The organism is Thermobacillus sp. ZCTH02-B1, from assembly GCF_002159085.1.
In the GTDB taxonomy this organism is placed as follows: Bacteria; Bacillota; Bacilli; order Paenibacillales; family Paenibacillaceae; genus Thermobacillus.
This window is the reverse complement of sequence record NZ_LZRU01000046.1, coordinates 17,719-37,499: the sequence shown is the minus strand read 5'-3', so window position 1 is coordinate 37,499 and position 19,781 is coordinate 17,719. Positions and strand designations below refer to the sequence as shown.

At 65.1% G+C, this 19,781-nt stretch carries 20 protein-coding genes; 7 read left to right on the top strand and 13 right to left on the bottom strand.

Translation table 11 applies throughout. The features are described from left to right. Positions 1-60: 60 nt before the first annotated feature. The 3 genes from A9Z00_RS15705 (at position 61) to A9Z00_RS15695 (ending at position 3,250) form a co-directional block, all read left to right on the top strand. Complete coding sequence (locus A9Z00_RS15705; RefSeq protein WP_296979399.1) at positions 61-984, top strand: carbohydrate ABC transporter permease; 924 nt, start codon at positions 61-63, stop codon at positions 982-984. A 12-nt stretch (positions 985-996) separates the two neighbouring features. Further along, the gene (locus A9Z00_RS15700) at positions 997-1,824 is read left to right on the top strand and encodes a carbohydrate ABC transporter permease (RefSeq protein WP_296979397.1); all 828 of its coding nucleotides are present in this window, start codon (positions 997-999) and stop codon (positions 1,822-1,824) included. A gap of 259 nt (positions 1,825-2,083) precedes the next feature. After that, entirely contained in the window at positions 2,084-3,250 is a 1,167-nt protein-coding gene (locus tag A9Z00_RS15695) for an ABC transporter substrate-binding protein (protein ID WP_296979395.1), read from the top strand. A gap of 192 nt (positions 3,251-3,442) precedes the next feature. Here A9Z00_RS15695 and hemG read toward each other — a convergent pair whose 3' ends face one another. From hemG to A9Z00_RS15670, 5 genes are all read right to left on the bottom strand, one after another. Beyond that, positions 3,443-5,005, bottom strand: a complete 1,563-nt coding sequence (gene hemG, locus A9Z00_RS15690) for a protoporphyrinogen oxidase (protein ID WP_296979393.1) — start codon at positions 5,003-5,005, stop codon at positions 3,443-3,445. 4 nt (positions 5,006-5,009) lie between these two features. Further along, positions 5,010-5,957 (bottom strand): ferrochelatase, encoded by a 948-nt coding sequence (gene hemH, locus A9Z00_RS15685; protein WP_296979391.1) that lies wholly within the window; start codon positions 5,955-5,957, stop codon positions 5,010-5,012. Continuing rightward, entirely contained in the window at positions 5,954-7,036 is a 1,083-nt protein-coding gene (hemE, locus tag A9Z00_RS15680; protein ID WP_296979389.1) for a uroporphyrinogen decarboxylase, read from the bottom strand. Before hemE ends, hemH begins: the two co-directional genes overlap by 4 nt. A gap of 112 nt (positions 7,037-7,148) precedes the next feature. After that, positions 7,149-9,341, bottom strand: a complete 2,193-nt coding sequence (gene secD / locus A9Z00_RS15675) for a protein translocase subunit SecD (RefSeq protein WP_296979388.1) — start codon at positions 9,339-9,341, stop codon at positions 7,149-7,151. 75 nt (positions 9,342-9,416) lie between these two features. Then, positions 9,417-9,788, bottom strand: a complete 372-nt coding sequence (locus A9Z00_RS15670; protein WP_296979386.1) for a hypothetical protein — start codon at positions 9,786-9,788, stop codon at positions 9,417-9,419. Positions 9,789-10,032: 244 nt separating this feature from the next. Here A9Z00_RS15670 and A9Z00_RS15665 point away from each other — a divergent pair, with 244 nt between their 5' ends. Next, positions 10,033-11,238 carry an MFS transporter gene (locus tag A9Z00_RS15665; RefSeq protein ID WP_296979385.1) on the top strand — a complete coding sequence of 402 codons (1,206 nt, stop codon included), beginning with the start codon at positions 10,033-10,035 and terminating at the stop codon, positions 11,236-11,238. Here A9Z00_RS15665 and A9Z00_RS15660 read toward each other — a convergent pair. Continuing rightward, on the bottom strand, positions 11,199-11,834 hold the full coding sequence (locus A9Z00_RS15660) for an O-methyltransferase (RefSeq protein WP_296979383.1): 636 nt from the start codon (positions 11,832-11,834) through the stop codon (positions 11,199-11,201). The genes A9Z00_RS15665 and A9Z00_RS15660 overlap by 40 nt on opposite strands. A gap of 106 nt (positions 11,835-11,940) precedes the next feature. Here A9Z00_RS15660 and A9Z00_RS15655 point away from each other — a divergent pair, with 106 nt between their 5' ends. Then, positions 11,941-13,983, top strand: coding sequence for an LTA synthase family protein (locus A9Z00_RS15655; protein ID WP_296979381.1), 2,043 nt, complete (start codon positions 11,941-11,943; stop codon positions 13,981-13,983). A gap of 15 nt (positions 13,984-13,998) precedes the next feature. Here A9Z00_RS15655 and A9Z00_RS15650 read toward each other — a convergent pair whose 3' ends face one another. Then, complete coding sequence (locus tag A9Z00_RS15650; protein WP_296979379.1) at positions 13,999-14,226, bottom strand: YuzB family protein; 228 nt, start codon at positions 14,224-14,226, stop codon at positions 13,999-14,001. Positions 14,227-14,523: 297 nt separating this feature from the next. Continuing rightward, the gene (gene racE, locus A9Z00_RS15645) at positions 14,524-15,333 is read right to left on the bottom strand and encodes a glutamate racemase (RefSeq protein ID WP_296979378.1); all 810 of its coding nucleotides are present in this window, start codon (positions 15,331-15,333) and stop codon (positions 14,524-14,526) included. A 249-nt stretch (positions 15,334-15,582) separates the two neighbouring features. Here racE and A9Z00_RS15640 point away from each other — a divergent pair, with 249 nt between their 5' ends. Continuing rightward, positions 15,583-16,446, top strand: a complete 864-nt coding sequence (locus A9Z00_RS15640; RefSeq protein ID WP_296979377.1) for an AraC family transcriptional regulator — start codon at positions 15,583-15,585, stop codon at positions 16,444-16,446. 138 nt (positions 16,447-16,584) lie between these two features. Here the strand turns inward: A9Z00_RS15640 and A9Z00_RS15635 are convergent, their stop codons facing one another. The 5 genes from A9Z00_RS15635 to A9Z00_RS15615 all read right to left on the bottom strand — a co-directional run bounded on the left by A9Z00_RS15635 (position 16,585) and on the right by A9Z00_RS15615 (position 19,414). Continuing rightward, positions 16,585-16,887, bottom strand: coding sequence for a YtxH domain-containing protein (locus tag A9Z00_RS15635; RefSeq protein WP_296979375.1), 303 nt, complete (start codon positions 16,885-16,887; stop codon positions 16,585-16,587). A 16-nt stretch (positions 16,888-16,903) separates the two neighbouring features. Then, entirely contained in the window at positions 16,904-17,380 is a 477-nt protein-coding gene (locus tag A9Z00_RS15630) for a DUF948 domain-containing protein (protein ID WP_296979373.1), read from the bottom strand. Positions 17,381-17,619: 239 nt separating this feature from the next. Further along, a complete protein-coding gene (locus tag A9Z00_RS15625; RefSeq protein WP_296979371.1) occupies positions 17,620-18,300 on the bottom strand; it encodes a helix-turn-helix transcriptional regulator in 681 nt (226 codons plus the stop codon). A gap of 219 nt (positions 18,301-18,519) precedes the next feature. Next, entirely contained in the window at positions 18,520-18,942 is a 423-nt protein-coding gene (locus A9Z00_RS15620) for a DUF86 domain-containing protein (RefSeq protein WP_296979369.1), read from the bottom strand. A gap of 184 nt (positions 18,943-19,126) precedes the next feature. Continuing rightward, positions 19,127-19,414, bottom strand: a complete 288-nt coding sequence (locus tag A9Z00_RS15615; RefSeq protein WP_296979366.1) for a Dabb family protein — start codon at positions 19,412-19,414, stop codon at positions 19,127-19,129. A gap of 106 nt (positions 19,415-19,520) precedes the next feature. On the opposite strand from A9Z00_RS15615, the gene A9Z00_RS15610 reads away from it, so the two are divergent. Further along, a complete protein-coding gene (locus A9Z00_RS15610; protein ID WP_296979364.1) occupies positions 19,521-19,778 on the top strand; it encodes a hypothetical protein in 258 nt (85 codons plus the stop codon). Positions 19,779-19,781 lie beyond the last annotated feature (3 nt).

Here is a 19,781-nt window from a genome sequence, read left to right as displayed (position 1 = left end):
TAATTGGCATATACAGTAATCGATTTCTGTCACATCAGACACAAGAGGGAGTGGAGGAAAATGGCCGGTTCCTCCGTCAATCCGGGCAAGCGACACGGCATCATTGCGCTGAATCGCAGAAGGCAATGGTACGGATTCCTGTTCGTCCTGCCCGCGTTTCTCTTTATTTTTGCTTTCATGCTGTATCCCGTCGTCTACTCGCTCTATATGAGCCTTCATCAATACAATTACGTGTTCGATCCGTCTCCCGTGTTTGCGGGGTTCGACAATTACGTGAAGGCTCTGAAAGACCCGACTTTCCGCAGGGCGCTCGAGAACACGATCGTATTCAGTTTCTTCTATTTCGTTCTCGTGATGGCGGTATCGCTGGTCATCGCGCTGATGCTCTTTCACGTCAGGCGATTCCAAAGTTTTTTCCGTACCGCCATCTTCATGCCGATCGTCGTTCCGGTATCGCTGTCGGCGCTTGTCTTTCTCTGGATTTTGCAGGAGAATTACGGCCTTCTCAACTACCTGCTGCGGGACGTGCTCGGATGGACCGCGCTCGCCAGACCGTGGTTGAACGAGGGGCCGACCGCAATGGCCAGCATCATCGGCGTCAGCCTGTGGGCGACCATCGGCTTTGAAACGATCCTGTTTTTGGGTGGAATGCAAGCGCTATCACGCGAAATGCTCGAGGCCGCGGTGGTGGACGGAGCGGACGGCATCAGGCGCATTTTCTACGTCATCCTGCCCAACCTGAAAGAAACCTATGTGATAACGGGCATCTGGGCCATCCTCCATGGCCTGAAGGTGTTCGTCGAACCGAACGTCATGACCAACGGAGGACCCGGAAACGCGACGCTGGTCGTGTACCAGGAAGTGTATTACAACGCTTTCAACCGGTTTGAAATGGGATACGCCTCGGCGGAGGCGTACATCCTCGCGATACTCGCGCTGGCGTTCTCGCTGCTCAACATGTACGTCAACCGGGCGAAGGACTAGGAGGCGGAGCGCGTGAAAAGCAAATGGATCGACGGCTTCATGTATACGGTATTGGGGTTCGCTTCGCTCTTTTTCATCACGCCGCTATTGTATGTGGTGCTCACTTCCTTCAAGACGGAAAACGAAATCTTCCGGGTTCCCCAATCGCTGTTGCCGGACGCGCTCTATACGGGCAATTACGAAGCCATATTCAAGGCAAGCAACAGTTTCCTCCGATACTTCGCCAACAGCACGATCATCACCGTCACGGGGGTGTTCATCGTGCTGGTGTTGAGCGCGCTGGCGGGATACGGCTTTGCCAGACTTCCGTTCAGGGGCAGCGGCGTGATGCTGGCCGCCATCCTGATGACGATCACGATCCCGCTGGCCGTGTTCCTCGTCCCGATCTATCTGATGGAGGACGCCTGGGGCATCCTGAACACCAATCTCGGTCTCATCCTGCCGAACGTGGCCGTCGTTCTGCCGTTTGCGATCTTCATCATGCGAGCCAATTACATCGGCATTCCGAAAGAGCTCGAAGAAGCGGCGCTCATCGACGGCTGCGGCATATTCCGGACCTGGTGGAACATCATGCTTCCGCTGGTCAAGAACGGCTCCGTCATCGTGATCATTCACGCCTTCTACAACATCTGGGGCGAATACACGCTGGCCAAGTCGCTTGCGACCAAGCCGGACGCCATGCCGCTGACGGTCGGACTGACGCTGTTCAAGGGTGAGGTTTGGGCTTTCGGCATGCTGTCTTCCGTCATCGTGCTCTCGATGCTGCCCCCGATCATCATCTTTCTGATTTTTCAGAAACAGTTGATCGAAGGCATCTCCCAGGGCGCGGTTAAGGGCTGACGCCTGCCGTTGTCCATACATAAACTTCACGCAGTCAAAGGGGAGGATGTAAAAGATGCAGAGAATCTGGAGAAAAGCGAGCCTCGTTCTTTTGACCTGCATGCTGGTGTTCCTTGCCGCGTGCGGGAGCAGCAACAGCAAATCCGAAAACAACGCGTCTACCGGATCCGCCAACACATCAACCGGATCCGGCGCAAGTCAGGAGAACGCCTCCGGATCGGGCGGCGGTCCGAACGCCGGTTCTTCCGGGGCAACGAAATTGACGGTAGCCGCCGAATCCTGGATGGTGGAAAAGCTGTTTGTCCAGCAAGCGGTGGACAAGTTCAACGCCGCGCATCCGGAATACACGGTCGAGCTGGTGCCGTACGCGGACCCGACGGTGCTGTCCTCGTTTGCCCTGCAATGGGCCAAGGGCGAAACGGATGCGGACGTCGTCATCATCGACGGTACTTCCAACGCGGTTCAGTTCATGGCCCGCGATCTGATCATCAATTTCAATGAAACGAACTTCTTCGAGGGCAAGACGGCAAAGGAAAACTTCGTCGGCAACGTGCTGAGTTTCGGGGCGTACAACGACTTCCAGTTCGCCATTCCGTTCGCGCTGGAAGCGTATGCATTCAACGCGAACAAGGCCATGTTCGCCGATGCCGGACTGACGGACGCGAACGGCAACATCATTCCCCCGGCCAACTGGGAAGAAGTGCTCGAATATGCGAGGAAGATGCATAAAGACGGCAAGACCGGCATGACGCTCCAATGGGGACCGAATGCCCTGTATACGATGATCGCCACCGAACAGGCCGCACGGGGCAGCTTCTACGACGACGAAGGCGTCCTGACCTTCGATACGCCGGAAATGCGGCAAATTCTCGAGATTTGGAAGAAGGGCAGGGACGAGGGGGTCTTCTCCATCGATACCTACACGAACAAGGATGCCGGACGCAACAACTACAAGGCCGGTCAGGTCGGCATCCTGTTCGAGAGCGGATCACGGGCTCCCGAGGCCGCTCCGACGATCGGCGCGGAAAACGCGACGGTGTTCGGCGCGCCCGGCATGGAGACGAACGGTTCCTTCGCTTTCTCCGCCGGCATCATCGTGCCGCGGGCCAGCAAGGCGCAGGACCTGGCCATCAAGTTCATCCAGGAAGCGCTGATGGATGAAGAAGTCCAGGCGAACGCCGCGTCCGTGTGGGGCAAACTGCCGGTGATCGCCGAATACTTCGACAAGATCGACGCGGAATGGAAGACGACGCTGTACAACATCATCGAGAAGTCCGTCACGTCGCCGTTCTACCGCGATTTCCCGGTCATTTACAAAGAAACGCCGGTGCTGCTGCAGTTCTACCTGAACGGCGAACTCTCGCTGGATGACTTCATCAAGCAAATGGAAGACATGATTGCGAACGCCGGGAAAGAAATTTCCTGAATCAAAGGAGCTCCCGTTGCGGGGCTTCCCGGCCGAAAACCGACTCCCGCGTGCGCCGGCGCCGCGGGAGTTTTTTCTTGTCACTTGCTGCGTTCCGCCGCATGGTTTTCCCTCTCCGCCGCCAAACGAATTCCCGGCAGCCTGCGGGTGGACAAAAAAGGCCGGCCGGAATCCCCGGCCGGCGTCCCGTCGTCAGGGCGCGATGTCCCGCCATTCGCGGATCGCGGCTTCCGCCGTCTCCCTTGCCTGCCGCACGCAGTCCGGCAGGCCGATGCCGTCGAACGCCGCGCCGGCCGCCCAGACGCCCGGCAGCGCTTCGGCGAGCCTTCGCCGGAAATCGCGCATCGCCTCGACGTGGCCGACCGGATATTGCGGCATGGAGCGATGGAGCCGCGTGATCTCCGTCATCTCCGGCGCGGCCGTCACGCCGATGAGCTCTTCGAGATCCCGCCGCACGAGCCGCACGAGCTGGTCGTCCGGCAGCGACACCGCATCCTCGTCGCCCGCGCGCCCGACGTAGCAGCGCAGCAGCACCTTGTCCGGCGGGCTCGTGTGGAGCCATTTCGACGACGTCCAGGTGCAGGCCGTGATCTGGCGGCCTTCCGCGCGCGGCACGAGGAAGCCGGAGCCGTGGAACTCGCGGCCGAAGGACGCCTTGTCGAACGCGAGTACGACGTTGGCGACGGACGCGTACCGGACGTTCCGCAGCATGCCGCAATCCACGTGATCGCCGAGCAGCTTCTCCGCTTCCCAGGCCGGCGCCGTCACGATGACCGCGTCGGCCGCCAACTCCTCCCCGTCTTCGAGGACGACCGCGTATCGGGCGCCGGAATCGCCCGCGCCGCCCTTCCGCAGCGCGACCGCCCGCCGGCCGAGCCGCCAATCGGCACCGGCCAGTTCCCGCTCCAGCGCTTCGACGATCGTCGCCAGCCCGCGGCGGAAGTTCAGGAACGGCGCGCCCCTGAACCGGGCGAGGATCGCGTCCGCCGGGGACGGGGCATGCGGCTCCGCCCCGGACCGCTCCGCGCCGTTCCCCGACGCGGCGGACCGCGCCTCCGCCTCCGCGCCCGCGCGCGCCGCCGGCGATCCGTCCGCTCCCGCCGCCGGACGGCGCCGCATCGCGCGGCGCATGCCGAGGATCAGGCTGCCGTGCCTGAGCTCCGCCTCGCGGAACTGCGGAAACGTCGCCATGAGACTCAGCCTGTCCAGGTCGCCCGCGTAGATGCCGGCGAGCAGCGGCTCGGCGATCCGCTCGACGACCTCCCGTCCGAGCCGGCGCGTGAGGAACGCGCCGATCGACTCGTCGCCGCCGCCCTTCCGCGCGGGCAGGACGAAATCGAGCCCGGCGCGCAGCTTCCCCAGGGGCGACAGCAGGCCGGTGCGGAGCATCGGCGCGATCTCGGTCGGAATGCCGAGCATCAGGCCGTCCGGCATCGGATGCAGCTTGCCGCGGAAGACGATGTACGACTTCTTCCCCGACGGATTGATCGGCACGAGTTCATCCTCGATGCCGAGATCGGCGGCGAGCTCGAGGATCGCCTTCTTGCGCGCGAGGAACGAGTCCGGTCCTTTCTCGATGACGAACCCGTCCTTCCGCAGCGTCTCGATCTTGCCGCCAAGCCGGTTCGACGCCTCGACGATGGTTACGCGCGCGGGGATCCCCGCGTCGCCGGCGAATTTCCGCAAATAGTAAGCGGCGGCGAGCCCGGTCATCCCGCCGCCGACCACGACGATCGGCTTTCCGGTTGCCGCCATGCCGTCAGCCCCGCTTTCCGTCGGCGAGGCCGGCGGCGGCCTCCGTCACCCGTTCGGCCAGCGCCCCGATGTAGAGCGGATCGTCGTTCAGCATGTCGATCCGCTCGAACCGGATGCCCCGCTCCGCCGCAAATTGTTTCGCTTCGATATCGAGATCGTACAGCACCTCGAGATGGTCGCTGACGAAACCGATCGGCGCCGACAGCACCGCCTTCACGCCTTCGCCCGCGAGGCGCTCCAGCGTCTCGAGGATGTCCGGGCCGAGCCACGGCTCGTTCGTCCGGCCGGCGCTCTGCCACGTGAACTCCCAATCCGTAACGCCCGCCGCCTCCGCCGCTGCGCGCGACGTCGCCATCAGCTGATCCACATAGGGGTCGCCCATGGACAGAATCCGCTCCGGCAGGCTGTGGGCGCTGAACAGCACCTTCACGCGCCGCTGTTCCTCCGGACCTCCGAACCGGGCGAGCGCCTCGCGCAGCCGGACCGCAATCGCCTCGATCAGCTTCGGATGGAGGTGATACGACTCGACGAACGCCATCCGGATGCCTTCGGCCTCGGCCGCTTTCCGCGCCCGATCGATGTAGGAGCCCACGCTCATGACCGAATAGTGCGGCGCGAGCACGATGCCGACCGCCTCGCGGATGCCGTCCGCCGCCATCGCCCTGACGCCGTCCTCGATGAACGGCTCCGCGTGCTTCAGCCCCTGGTAGATCCGGTACGCGCCGGGATGTTCCCGGTCGAGCCGCGCCTGCAGTCCCGCCGCCTGCCGGTCCGTATGCTCCCGGAGCGGGAAGACGCCGCCGATCGCCCGATACCGCTCGGTCAGCTCGGCCAGCTGCTCCGGCGTCGGCGGACGGCCCCGCCGGATATGGGTGTAATACGCTTCGATGTGATCCATCGACTTTGGCGTGCCGTACGACATGACCAGCACCCCGATCGGACGGTCCGTCATGCGCGCTTCTCCTCCTTCGCCGCGGGCACGGGCCCGAATTCCCGCAGACGGCGTTCCGAATAGCGATGGATGAATTCCGTAAGCGCCGCGATCTTGTCGAGGGACGCCTCCGGGAACAGGCCGTGGCCGAGATTGAACACGAAGCCCGGCTCCTCGATCCCCTGGTCGATGATCTCCGCCGCCTGCTCTTCGATGACCGCCATCGGCGCCGTGAGCACGGCCGGATCGAGATTGCCCTGCACGGCGTAGCCGCCGCCGAGCCGGCGACGCGCTTCGCGGATCGTCACGCGCCAGTCGAGGCCGATGACGTCCGCCTTCAAGCCCCTGAGCGAAGGGAGCAGCTCGCCGGAACTTACGCCCGGATAATAAATCTTCGGCATGTCGAGATCGGCCAGTCCGTCGAAGATCCGGCGGATGGCCGGCAGCACGTACCGCTCGAAATCGCGCGGCGACAGCGCCCCGACCCAGCTGTCGAAAAGCTGGAACGCCCGGCCGCCCGCGGCGAACTGCGCGCGGGCGTAGGCGATCACCATGTCGCCGAGCCTGTCCATCAGCTCGCGCCAAAGTCCGGGGTCCTCGTACATGAGCGCCTTCGTGCGGAGATACCGGCGCGACGGCCGCCCCTCGATCAGGTAGCTCGCGATCGTGAACGGCGCCCCCGCGAAGGTGATGAGCGGAACGTCAAGCTCCCGGGCGAGGATGCGGATCGTCTCGAGCACGTGCCCGAGATCGCCCTCGACGTCGATCGGCCGGAGCCGTTCGACGTCCCGCCTCGAACGGATCGGCTCGTCGACGACCGGCCCGACGTTCGGCACGATGTCGAATTGGACGCCGAGCGACATGACGGGATTCATGATGTCCGAATAAAGGATCGCCGCATCCACCCCGAGCTTCCGCACGGGCATCATCGTCACCTCGGCGGCGAGCTCGGGATTGCGGCAAATGTCGAGCAGCGAATATTTCTCCTTGATCTTCCGGTATTCCGGGTCGTAGCGCCCGGCCTGCCGCATGTACCAGACGGGCACGCGGTCCGTGCGTTCGCCGCGGCAGGCGCGCAGGAAGCGGTCATTGAAACGCATCGCCGCACTCCGTTCCGATGGCTTTTCTTCTCATTATGCCCTTTTCATCCCGGGACAACAACCGGACCGGCGGCGGCAACGATGACAATTCGATGACATTTGATCCGGTTCATCAGACCGGCTCCGCCGCCGGCGCCGCGGACGGCGAAGCGGGCTTCTTCCGCATCGAACGCCACTTCATGACAATCCAGAGCTGGGAGGCGATATAGATCGACGAGTAGATGCCGATCGCCGTGCCGAGCGTCATCGCGAGCGAGAACAGGCGGATCGACTCGCTGCCGAAGAGCAGCAGGAGCAGCGCCGCGACGAGCACCTGCAGCCCGGTGTTGACCGAGCGGACGAGCGTCTGCGACAGGCTCACGTTCACGAGCCGGCACAGATCGTCAAACGTGCGCAGTTTCGCGAACCGCATGTTCTCGCGGATCCGGTCGAAGATGACGATCGTGTCGTTGATCGAATAGCCGATGATCGTAAGGATCGCCGCGATGAACGGCAGGTTGACCTCAAGCCTGAGCAGCGAGAACACGGTGACGACGAAGAACGCGTCGTGCAGCAGCGCGATGATGCCGGCCAGCGCGAACCGCCATTCGAAGCGCAGCATGATGAGCGCGATGATGCCGACGCTCGCGCACAGAACCGCGATGATCGCCCGGATGCCGAGCTCCTGCGCGATGACCGGGTCGACCGTGTTCTCCTCCGCCGACACCTGGTCGCCGAACTTCTCGCGGAACGCGGCGAGCAGCCGGTTCGACTCGCCGGCCTCGGCATCCAGCACCCGGTCGAAGCGGATCGAGACGCGCTCGCCGCCCCCGCCGACGACGACCGACTCCGCCTCGAAGCCGGCCTCGCGGATCACCGCTTCGGCCTCCTCCTGCGTCACCGCCTTGCCGACGAAAACGTCCATGCTCGTGCCCGCCTTGAAGTCGACGCCGTAGTTGAGGCCGAAGACGAGCAGCGACACGATGCCGATGACCGTGAGCGCCCCCGAGATCGAGAAGAAGACGCGGCGGTGCTTGACGAAGTCGAAGATGCGGTAGTAATGCTCGTCGTCAAACGATCGTTTTTCGGAGAGCGGACGGATGTCCTTCTCCCTGACGTTGTAGTATCCCGGCTTCCTGAACACGTTGCTGCGCACGAGCAGATTCAGCATGAAGCGCGAGAACGCGACGTTCGTCACCATGCTGAACACGTTGCTCAGCATGAGCATGATCGCGAAGCCCTGAATGGCCCCGGTGCCGACGAAATAGAGCACGGCGCCGGCCAGCGTCGTCGTCGCGTTCGCGTCGATGATCGTCCGGAGCGAGTTGCGCGAGCCGGACTTGAGCGCCGCGATCAGCGACTTGCCGGAGCGCATCTCCTCGCGGATCCGCTCCGCCGTGATGATGTTCGCGTCGACGGCCATGCCGACCCCGAGCACGAACGCCGCGATGCCGGGCAGCGTCAGCGTCGCGTTCATCCAGTAATAAATGAGCAGAATGCCCCAGTTGTAAACGATGAGCGAGACGCTCGCGATGACGCCGGGAAGCCGGTAGACGATCATCATGAACAGCAGGATGAAGATCGTCGCGAGAATGCCGGCGTAGACGGTCTGCTCGAGCGACCGCTTGCCGAGCGTCGCGCCGACGGACTGCGTGTATTTCTCCGTCAGCTTGAGCGGCAGCGCACCGAGATTGATGATTTCGGCGAGCTCCCTCGCCTCCTGCAGCGAGTAGCTGCCGTGGATCTGCGCCTTGCCGTCGGTCATGACGGACTGGACGACCGGCGCGGAGATCAGATCATCGTCCAGATAAATCGCGAGCGGCTGGTGGAGCAGCCTCCGCGTGACGTCCTCCCATTTCTTCCGGTCCTTCACTTCGATCAGAATGATCGGCTCGTTGAACTCGTTGAAGGCGACCTTGGCGGCGCCTTCCTTGAAGTCGACGCCGCGCAGCTCGATCGTCCCGTCCGGCCCGCGGAACGTCAGCTCGGCCGGCTTCTTCATGATCTCGCGCACGGTCGCCTCGTCGGACACGCCGGCGATGCGCGCGCGGATCCGGTTCGAGCCCTCCGGCACGATCTCGGGTTCCGCCACGCCGTACTTGTCGGCACGCATCATCAGCGCCTTCGCCGTCTGGCGCAGCGCATCCTTCGTCACTTCGCCGCCTTCGACGAGCGGCTCCGCCTCGTACAGAATCTCGAACCCGCCCTGCAGGTCCAGGCCGAGCCTGAGACCCTTCAGCACGGTCGACGAGGTAAGGGCCACCGTCGTCAGGGAGATCAGGATGGTCAATATCAATCCGAGCAACCGGTTTTTGTTCGTCTTCATCAGTGCGATCGTGCCTCCGTCATTTCGCGTCAGAATCATGTTTCACGCCAACATGTCCTCTTCATGCGTCCGCTCCTAGCGTGCCGAACCGCCGTCCACGTAATTCGTCGCGAACTTGAGCGGCGCAAGCAGGACGAGCCGGAAATCGACGATTTCCGGCCAATCCGGCATCGCGTGCAGGCCGGACGAATCCGGCCGCAGCCCCGGGCGCCTTCCGCCGTCCGGGCGGAAAGCCGATGCGTCCGGTCCGTCCTGGACCGGCCCGCCGGACGGCTGCCGGGAGACCGGTCCGAGCCTGTCCCGCGGCGCATCCGTCCATACCTCCGCTCCGGGCTTGTCCGCTTGCGCTTCGTCCGGAGAAGGAAACGGCACGGGCACCGCGCACAGCAAAAACCCCGCCGCCAGCGAAACGATCATCCGCGCGCCGGCCACTCGCTTCGGTTCCATGCCGCTCCTCCCTCCCCTGATGGAACGTGTCATCCCGTTTAACTGTACCCGATATCGCGCATCGAATCAATCCGGGCGCGCATCCGTCCGGAGGGATGATTTACAAAAAAAGGCGTCGGCCGCCTTCTCAGCCGGATGCGCGGGACCGTCGCATGCCCCCGCCGCCGGAATCCGCCGAAAGCCGGCCGCCGCCCGGACCCGATCGAATTGTGGTATAGTAGAGATTGTGAAAGGCGGCGGGATCATGCCACGGTGGAAGATCAATGTCATCGTACTCTGGTGCGGACAGTTTCTCGCGCTGGCCGGCATGACGATGATCATGCCGTTTCTGTCGCTGTATCTCCAGTCCGACTTCGGCCTGACCGACGAACATGAGGTCGCCGCTTGGACCGGCGTCATCTTCGCGGGAAACTTCGTCACGGCGTTCCTGTTCCAGCCGATCTGGGGCCGGCTCGCGGACCGGCACGGCCGCAAGGTGATGCTGCTGCGTTCCGGCTTCGGAATGGCGACGGTCACGCTGCTCATGGGATTCGCGACGGACCCCTGGCAGCTGCTTGCGCTGCGGCTGCTGAACGGGACGATCTCGGGGTTCAACCCGGCGGCCGTTGCGCTCGTCTCGGCGACGACGCCGAGGGAAAAGATGGGGTTCGCGATGGGGGTCCTCCAGTCCGGCATGATCGCCGGCACGGTGCTGGGGCCGCTCATGGGCGGCGTGTTCGCGGACCGGTTCGGCTTCCGCCCGATTTTCTACATCACGGGCGGCCTCCTGTTCTGCGCGTCGCTGCTCGCGCTCTTCCTCGTGCGGGAGAACTTCGACCGCGAGAAGGCGGCGGCCGCGCCCCAGGCGTCGGTGCTGCAGGGCTGGCGGGAGCTGCGCCGCATCCGCCCGCTCATGGTGATGCTCGGCTGCACGTTCCTGATCCAGTTCTCGCAGATGAACTCGCAATCGCTCCTCCCGCTGTTCGTGCAGGAGCTGCACGGCACCGCGAACCTCGCGTTCTGGTCCGGCATGGTCGGCGCGGTGACCGGCATATCGAACATGCTGGCGGCGCCGCTGCTCGGCCGGCTGAGCGACCGGATCGGCGCCCACCGCGTGCTCGGCTTCTCGCTCGCCGGCGCCGGGCTCATGTTCATTCCGCAGGCGTTCGTGAAGGCGGTGTGGCAGCTCCTCGCGATCCGCTTCCTGCTCGGCGTCTTTCTGGGCGGGCTCGTGCCGAGCGTGAACGCGCTGATCCGCCGGCACGCGCCGGAAGGCATGGAGACCCGGGCCTACAGCTTCAACAGCAGCATCTTCGCCCTCGGCAACATGATCGGTCCGGTGTTCGGCGGGCTGACGAGCGGCCTGATCGGCATCGAGGGGCTGTTCCTGCTGTCGGCCGCCCTCTTCCTCCTCACGTCTGCGCTGGTCGCTCACACTTCCTTCACGAAGGCGACGGCGAGGCCGTCATAACCGGGCAGCAGCGTCGCGACGAGGCGCGGATCGCCGGTGAGCCGCTCGTTGAACGCCCGCACGGCGGCGACGGACGGCCCGGGCGTTCCGGGCTCCGCCACCCGGCCGCGCAGCAGCGTGTTGTCGGCGACGATGAGCGCGCCCGGCCGCGCGAGCCGGATCGACCATTCGAGATAGTCGGGATACCGGCCCTTGTCCGCGTCGATGAAAACAAAATCGAACCGCCGGCCTTCCCCTTCGAGCTTCCCGAGCGACTCCAGCGCGTCGCCGACCATGAACCGCACGCGATCGCCCAATCCCGCGGCTTCCACGTGGGAGCGGGCGATCGCCGCGTATTCGGGCTTCAGCTCGAGGGAGATCAGCGCGCCGCCCGGCGCAAGGCCCCGGGCGATGCAGATGGCGCTCACCCCGCCAAGCGCGCCGATCTCGAGCGCATCCCGCGCGCCCGCCGCCATGGCGAGGATCGTGAGCAGACGGCCGTATCCGGGCGCGACCGACACCTCCGGCATGTCCGCCTCCCTGATCCCCTCCATCGCGCGTTCCAGATCCGGATCGGTTCCGAGCAGCCGGCTCACGTATGCTTCGATATCGTTCATTCCGGGTATCCTCCCTTGCCTTCGGATCATCCTGCGCGTCTATTCTCCGTCCGTTCGCCCATACTGGATTGTATCGCTTGCCGGCCCGTTCCGGAAGCGAAATCGGATGCGCGAGGCGAAGGGCATGCGTCTGTTCGGGTTCGCGGGGGACAGCGCGCCGCTTCGGCCGTCCGCTTTTCTCCGGTGCGGTCTTGCGCTGTTCGTTTCCGCGATGATGGTCAAATTGGCTTTGTTCAACCGGTGGATCGGCGTCCGCTACATGGAATGGACCGTGGACGACGTCCTCGTCGCGGGCGGCACGCTCCTCCTGCTCGCCGGCTGGACGCTGATCGTTCCGGTCCGCGCCCGGCTTATGGCGCTCGCCGTGCTGAACGTGTCGCTCACGATGATCCTGTACGCCGATCTGCTGTATTTTCGCTATTTCCGGGACTTGATCTCCGTGCCGGCGCTGCTTCAGGCGGGACAGGTCGGCGCGCTCGGCGGCAGCATCGCGGCGCTGACCGAGCCGAAGGACCTGCTGCTCTTTGCCGACTGGCCGCTCGCCCTGCTCGCGCCGCTGCTTGCGGGCAGACACGGGCGCGGCGGCCGCACGGGCTCGGGATTCGGCATCCGGGCCGCGATCTGCGCCGGGCTGTACGCCGCCGGCTTCCTGATGGCCGCGCTGCCGGTCCGCGGAGCGAAGACCGGCTGGGCTGCCGGGCTGTTCGGCGCCGACTGGTGGAACGTCTCGATCTACAACGTGGTCGGGCTGTTCGGATTTCACGCCTATGACGTTTACCGCTACATGAAGCAGGAGTTCGCCGGCAAACCGCTCGCCGCGGAAGCGGAGGCGGAGGCGGCCGCCTGGTTCGCGCACCGCGGAACGGAGCGGGAAGCGATGGCCCGGGACGGCCTGTTCGGGCGGTATGCGGGCAGCAACGTCATCGTGATCCAGGCGGAAGCATTGCAGTTCTTCGTCATCGGCCGGGAATGGAACGGGCAGCCGATCACGCCGAGGCTGAACGAACTGCTCCGGGAAAGCGTCTACTTCGACCGGTTCTTCCACCAGACGGCGCAGGGCCGGACGTCGGACGCCGAATTCGCGGCGCTCTGCTCGCAGCATCCGCTTGCCGCGGGCTCCGTCTTCGTCCGCCACACCGACCATGACTTCGACTGCCTGCCCGGCATCCTGAAGGAAGCCGGGTACGGGACGGCCGCGTTCCACGCCTACGACGGCGGATTCTGGAACCGGAACGTCATGTACGCGCGGATCGGGTTCGACCGCTTCTTCAGCAGGCAGGATTTCGTCATGGACGAACCGGTCGGCTGGTCGCTCGGCGACCGGTCGTTCCTGCGGCAATCCCTGAACCGGTTCGACGGGCTCAGCCGGCCGTTCTTCGCGTTTCTCGTTACGCTGTCCGGACACCACCCCTACGATCTGCCCGCTTCCGCCACCCTGTTCGACGCCGGCGGGCTGGAGGGCACGCTGTTCGGAAACTATCTGGCCGCCGTCCATTACGTCGACGCGGCGATCGGCGAATTCGTCGACCGGCTGAAGGCGGAACGGCTCTGGGAGCGTTCGATCGTCGTCATTTACGGGGATCACGACCTTTCCATTACGGACCGGGAACTGTGGGAGCGGTTCCTGGGCAGGCCGCTTGAGGAGCATGAACGGCATCTTCTGCTGCGCTCGGTGCCGCTCATCGTCCGCCTCCCGGACGGCGCGTTCGCGGGCGAAGTCCGTTCCGTTCCGGCCGGTCAGATCGACATCGCGCCGACGATTCTCCACCTGCTCGGCATCGGCACGGGCGGGCGGATCATGGCCGGATTGCCGCTCATCACCGGACCGGAAGGCGGTCCCGCGGCGGATCGCGCCAATCGGCCCGTGCCCGACCCGGAGACGGCGGGGCGGGTCATCGCCTTCCGCAACGGCTCGTGTACGGACGGCCGCCTCTACTACGCCGCGCGGCCGCCGGAAGAAGGCGGCGGTGTCTGCTTCGATCTCGAGACCGGGCGGCCGACGGACGGAGCCCGCTGCGCGGAAGCCCGGCGCGCGGCCGAAGCGGAAATCGCCGCCTCCGCGCGCGTGGTGGAACACGGCCTCGTCGGCCAATGGCGCGGCGCGGAAACGGACGGCAAAAAGGCGAAGATCGCCGGCAGGGCCGGCTGATCTTCGCCCGGTCGATCAGGATTTTCGGATGTATTGAGCGGCTTTCGCCAGCGCTTCGTCCTCGGTCGGCGCGGTGACGTATCTGCCGTTGACGCAGATGAACGCCTTCCGGGAGCAGGGACCGCAGTAATTCCGGCACCCGATCCGGATCTCGGCGTCGGGCGCCAGCTTCTTCAGCTTCGGGACCAGCGTCTTCACCCGGATGAACCGGCATTTGTCGCAGATGCGGATATCGTTGGCCATGGTCCGGCGCTCCGCTTCCGTCCCGGCCTGTTCAGGGATTACCGCAGCGGCTCCCGGACGGAAGCGCGATCCCGAAACTTCCCCGCGGCGGGAGGAAACCGTCGATCCCGACGCCGCCGGAGAACGGCCCGTTCCTGTCCTGCATGACGCCCATGGTGCGGGAAATGCCGACCTTCATCCGCGATCCTTCCCTTCTTGCCGCGCATGCGCCCGCGTCAGGATGACGGCGGACGCCGGCCGCCCGGCCGCGCTTCATCTTATTGTAATGAACCGGCCGGTGAAGTTCAACCGGAAGAATCAGCGGATGCACGGGACCTGCCAGAGGATCGGCACGCCGGCGGTCTGTTCCCGCAGCCATTGCCGGGCAATCGCCTGGAACAGTCCGGGATCGCCGCTGCAATAAAACTGATGGGCCGGCGTCTCCGGTTCGCCGGACAGCCGGTCCGACTCCTGCAGCATCGCGCCGATGTCGCGCGCCGTCTCCTCCGCCGAGTTGATCAGCGCGATGTCCGGTCCCATCGCGGCCGAAATGGCGTCCGCGAGGAACGGATAGTGCGTGCAGCCGAGGATCAGGGTGTCGATCGGCGCGCGGCGCAGCGGTTCCAGCGTCTCGGCGACGATCCGGTACGTCTCGGGCGACCGGAACTCGCCCTTCTCCACGATCGGCACGAACATCGGACACGCCAGGCTCACCACCTCGATCCGGGGAGAGAGCCGTTTGAGCGCCCGCTCGTAGGCGCCGCTCCGGATCGTGCCCTCCGTGCCGATCACGCCGACCGTCCCCGTCACCGTGCGCCTGACGGCCGCCCGCGCGCCGGGCTGGATCACGCCGACGACGGGCACCTTCACGAGCGGCCGGACCGCCTCCAGCGCGTACGCGGTCGCCGTGTTGCAGGCCACGACGATCAGTTTCGGGTCGAAGCGGGCCAGGAAATCGACGATTTCCCGCGTGAAGCGGATGACTTCCTCCGCGGGCCGGGGTCCGTAGGGCGCGCGCCCCGTATCCCCGAAATAGACGATTCGTTCGCGCGGGAGCTGACGCATCACCTCTTTGACGACCGTCAGCCCGCCCACACCGGAATCCAGTATCGCAATCGGTTGTCGCACAAATACACCGCTTTCTTCGTCTTCATTCCGCCGGGTGCCGTCAACCATACACTATGACGGGGCGGAAGGAAACGTACCTGCGTCGGAGCGGATTTGACTCGGCGCGGGCGCGGCGGAAGCCGGACGATAGCGGGCGGATGCGGCGTTGCCGGCCGCAGGGGCCCCGGTGCGCCGGGGGCATATGGACAAATGTCCGGCGCTCCGCTATCATCGGGTAGCAGCAAACATCGCATCGGGGTGTCGACGGCCATGCTTACGGACCATACCCGCTTCCTGCTGGGCATCAATCCCGCTCCCGGTTCCGGCGAACTGTCCGTCATTTTCTGCGGAGAGGGCGATCCTGTCGGGGGGCACAAGATCGGCCCGGCGGTGCACGATTACTACCTGATCCACACGGTCATTTCCGGCTGCGGCCTGTTCGTCGCCGGCGGACAGACGTTTGAATGCAGAGCGGGGGATACATTCGTCATCTTCCCCGGCGAACTGTTCAGCTACGAAGCGGACAGGCACGACCCGTGGCGCTATGCCTGGGTCGCGTTCACCGGAACGGCCGCATACGGGCTGCTGACGCGAAACGGCGTGACGGCGGACCGGCCCGTCATCCGCGGCGCCGCCCGCAGGGCGCTTCCGCTGCTGCGCCGGATCCGCGCGGTGCTCGAGCGGGCCGAATCGCCGCAGCTCGCGGATCTGGAAAGCGCCGGCTATCTCCGCGTGCTGCTGGCCGCCTACGGAAGGGCCGCCGCTCCGCGGGACGAGCGGGAGAACCTTCCGGTCATGGAGCGGCAGATCGCGCAGGCCGTCCGCCTGTTGTCGACGAATTACGCGCAGCCGATTTCGATCGACCGGCTGTCGCGCTCGTTCGGCTATCACCGCACCCATTTCTCCACGATGTTCAAGCGGGCCGTCGGCCTGTCGCCGAAGCAGTATCTGCTGAAGATTCGGATGGAGCGCGCGGCGTCGCTGCTCATGACGGACCTGCCCGTCGAGCAGGTCGCGTCCTCGGTCGGCTTCGGCGATCCGCTCTATTTCTCGAAGCAGTTCCGCAGATGGAGCGGGATGTCGCCGACCGATTACCGCAACCGGAAGCGCCGCGAGGACGCGGGGAAGGCCTGATTCCGTAGAGGCCGGACCCCGGCGGCGTGCGGTCTCCTTCCCCGTCCGGTCCGTCCCGTAAGTCCGGACCGCCGATTCAGGCCGGTTCAGCACGCAGGGGTCGGCGCCTCCCCGCTGCGCCGGTCGGAACCGCTCCGGTCACACCGCCTGCTCGCCGGCCGCTCCGTCCGGTTCCGCGGCGCCTTCGGCGTTCGCCTCTTCCGCGCCCTCCCGCTTCTTCCGGCGCCAGACGGCCGCGGCGTCGATGAGATCCGCCGCGAATTTGCCCGCCCGTTCGCCCGCTTCGCCGGCCGCCTTCACCGTCTTCCGCGCGCCTTCGGCGATGTCCCGGCGCAGCGCCCTGCCTTCCTTCGGCGCGAAGAGCAGCGCCGTGACCGCCCCGACCACCGCGCCGGCGGCCGAGCCGATCAGAAAGCCCTTGATCTCGCGTTTCGTTGCCATACGCATATCGCTCCTTTCATTCCGGATCGCGCATTTCGCCCGTTGCGCGGCCGGAGTCGGACGCTTCGGCCCGCTTCGCCTGCCACCATTTCCAGACGGACCAGCCGAGCTCGGCCCAGTCGAGCGTCTCGGCGATCCGCGCCCGGCTGTTCAGGATCGCCCGCTCGACATGGACGGCCGCCGCGCTGTCGACCGCGTCCGCGATCCGGCTCACCGTCGATGCGGACCGGCGGACGGCTTCTTCCCATCGCTGTGCCGCCTCCAGCATCCGGTCGAGCCGTTCCACCGGCCGTTCCGCCTGCCGGGCCAGCCGCTCCGCCTCCGCCGCGAATCCGCGGATCTCGCGCAGCAGCGGCACGGCCTCGGCCTCGATGCTGCGGACCGCCTGTTCGAAGCGGCCGATCCGCTTCCGAACATCGCGCAGGACGGCGAGCAGCGCGATCGTCAGGACGACGAGCGACGCCGCGGCGACGGCCGCGCTCCACTCCGCCATATCCGCCCCTCCCTTCGGCCGCGTTCTGGACGAATGCCCAATTCGTATAGCCATTATAGTCGGCGGGCGCTTGTCCTGACACAGCGGGACGGGTGTCCGGCGGGGATTTTGCGGCGGGCTGATCGTGCCTGGTTCCGGATTTGCGTTGGCTCATTACGGTTGAATTTGTAATGTGGAGCAGGAGCTACCTGTCTCGCGAGCAAAATGAAAACGGCGAGAGAGCGTCTCCCGCCGTTCGGTCATGATCGGGCAGAAATGCGGTATGTGCACTTGTTCCCGCCCTTCGCGAGGCATTCGATCCGTTCGACGTCCGTCTCCAGCAGATCGCGGAACAGCGCGAGTTCGCATTCGCAGGCCTGTTCGTAGCGCTCCGCGATCCGGGCGATCGGACAGTTGTACTCGTGAAGCAGGTATTCCCGGCCGGAAGCGGACTCGACCTCGACCATGTAACCGCCGTCGTTCTGGATCGCCGCCAGTTCGCTGACCCGCTCGGACAGCGTCTTGCCTGCCATCCGGCCGGCATGGCGGTTGTACAGCATGTTCCGGCGCGCTTCGAACATCCGCTCCGCCGCGCCTTCGCCTCCCGCCTCCCGATCCAGCAGCTCCAGGATATCGAGCGCGAGCAGGTGGTAATTCTTCGGGAAGAACTGCTCCGCCTCCTCCGTCAGTTCATAGACGTAGGCGGGACGGCCCATCGGCTGCCTCACCGGCCTCGACACCGCATAGCCGTCGCGCTCCAGCGCCGTCAGGTGGCGCCTGACGGCCATTTCGGTCAGGCCGAGCTCGCGCGCGAGTTCGCCGGCGGTCGCCGATCCCCGGATTTTCAGCAGCTTCAGCACCGTCTGCCGGGTCGGACCGTCGTGCCGCCCGATCGGCCGGACATCGCCGGACAGCCGCTCCCTGCTGCTTCTAGCCGTCAATGCGCCCACCTCCGGGTCCCCGAATCATCTCCTTGAATATTGATATTGTACCTTACGGCATGTGATTCGTAAATCGACAAAAAACGCCGGTCGCTGGACCGGCGGTCGATGGCATCCGACACGGGATATGGCGGCGTTCACCGATAAGCCGCGCGATGGCTCGCTGATACCGGTGTCCGGTTCTTTCCCCACCGTCGACCACACGCTGCCGCGCGGCGCTTACCCGAGCTCCCGCTCGAGATACGATTCGACATCCCGCCGGAACGCGCGCAGCACGTCCGGCAGCCGGGGCGTCAGCGGATGGAGCGCGGCGCGGTCCCACCGCCAGTAATCCTGCACGAGCGGCTTGCGCAGCCGGACCAGCTCGGCCAGCGGCGCCTTGCGCTCGGCCGGAAACACCCCTTCCTCGCCGATGATTTCGACGATGTCTTCATAGCTGCTCGCATCGCGCATGAGAAAACCGTCGATCAGATAGCTGCCGACGTCCGTCACGATCTCGCCGGCCAGATGCAGCGCCCGCTCCTGCGCGAGCCCCTGCAGGAGGGTGCCCTGCCAGTCGGCCGCCAGCGATTCGAGCGCATCGGCGACGTCGGACAGCGCGCTCAGGCGCAGGTCAATCTGTTCGCGGTTGACGTAGTACACCCGACCGTTCCTCCGTTACTGCGAATTGCGCTTGCGCGCCTTGCGTTTCAACCAGACCGTCATGACAACGCAGCTGACGATGATGATGAGCAGATAGGTCATCATTTCATAAACGTCGCTCATGCCGCCGCACCCGCTCCTTCCGGTCGGATTCGCTGTCCATTGGTTCGGACTTGCATTCCAATCAGGACTCGTAATCGACGCAAACGCTCGTCTCGCCGACTTCGTTCATGTACTTGACGATCTCCTGATGCACGGGGTGAATCTGGTATGCGCCCAGCGCTTCCAGCGATTCGAACTTCGCGGTGAGCGCGATGTCATACGACCGGCCGGAGCGCAGCACGTCGACGCCGACCTCCAGCGACAGGAGCTCGTCGATCTTCCCTTCCATGCTGCGCAGCACCTCCGCCGTGCGCGCGATGTTCTCCGGGCTGCGGTCCTTCAGACGGAACAAGACGACATGGGTGATCACCCCGACATTCCTCCCCGGAAATGCATGGCCTTGCGCTTACGGTCACATAATATACCACGATCACCATTCCGGGCAACCGCCCCGGCCGAAGGAGGGTGCATGCCCGATGCGATATCCCGTCACGATCGTCATGACGCTGATCGCGCTGGCGCTCTGCCTGTACAATTACACGGGATACGATCCGCACAACCTCTTCTTCTTCATGTTCAGTCCGCCGGCGTGGGTGGCCGACCTCATCGTCGACATCCACGAGACGAGCGTCCTGCTCCTGTACGCGCTGACGCTGCTCACCTACGCGCTGATCGGCTGGATCGCGGACCGGCTGATCCGCCGCGGACGGAACCGAAAGCGCGCACCGGCCTGACCT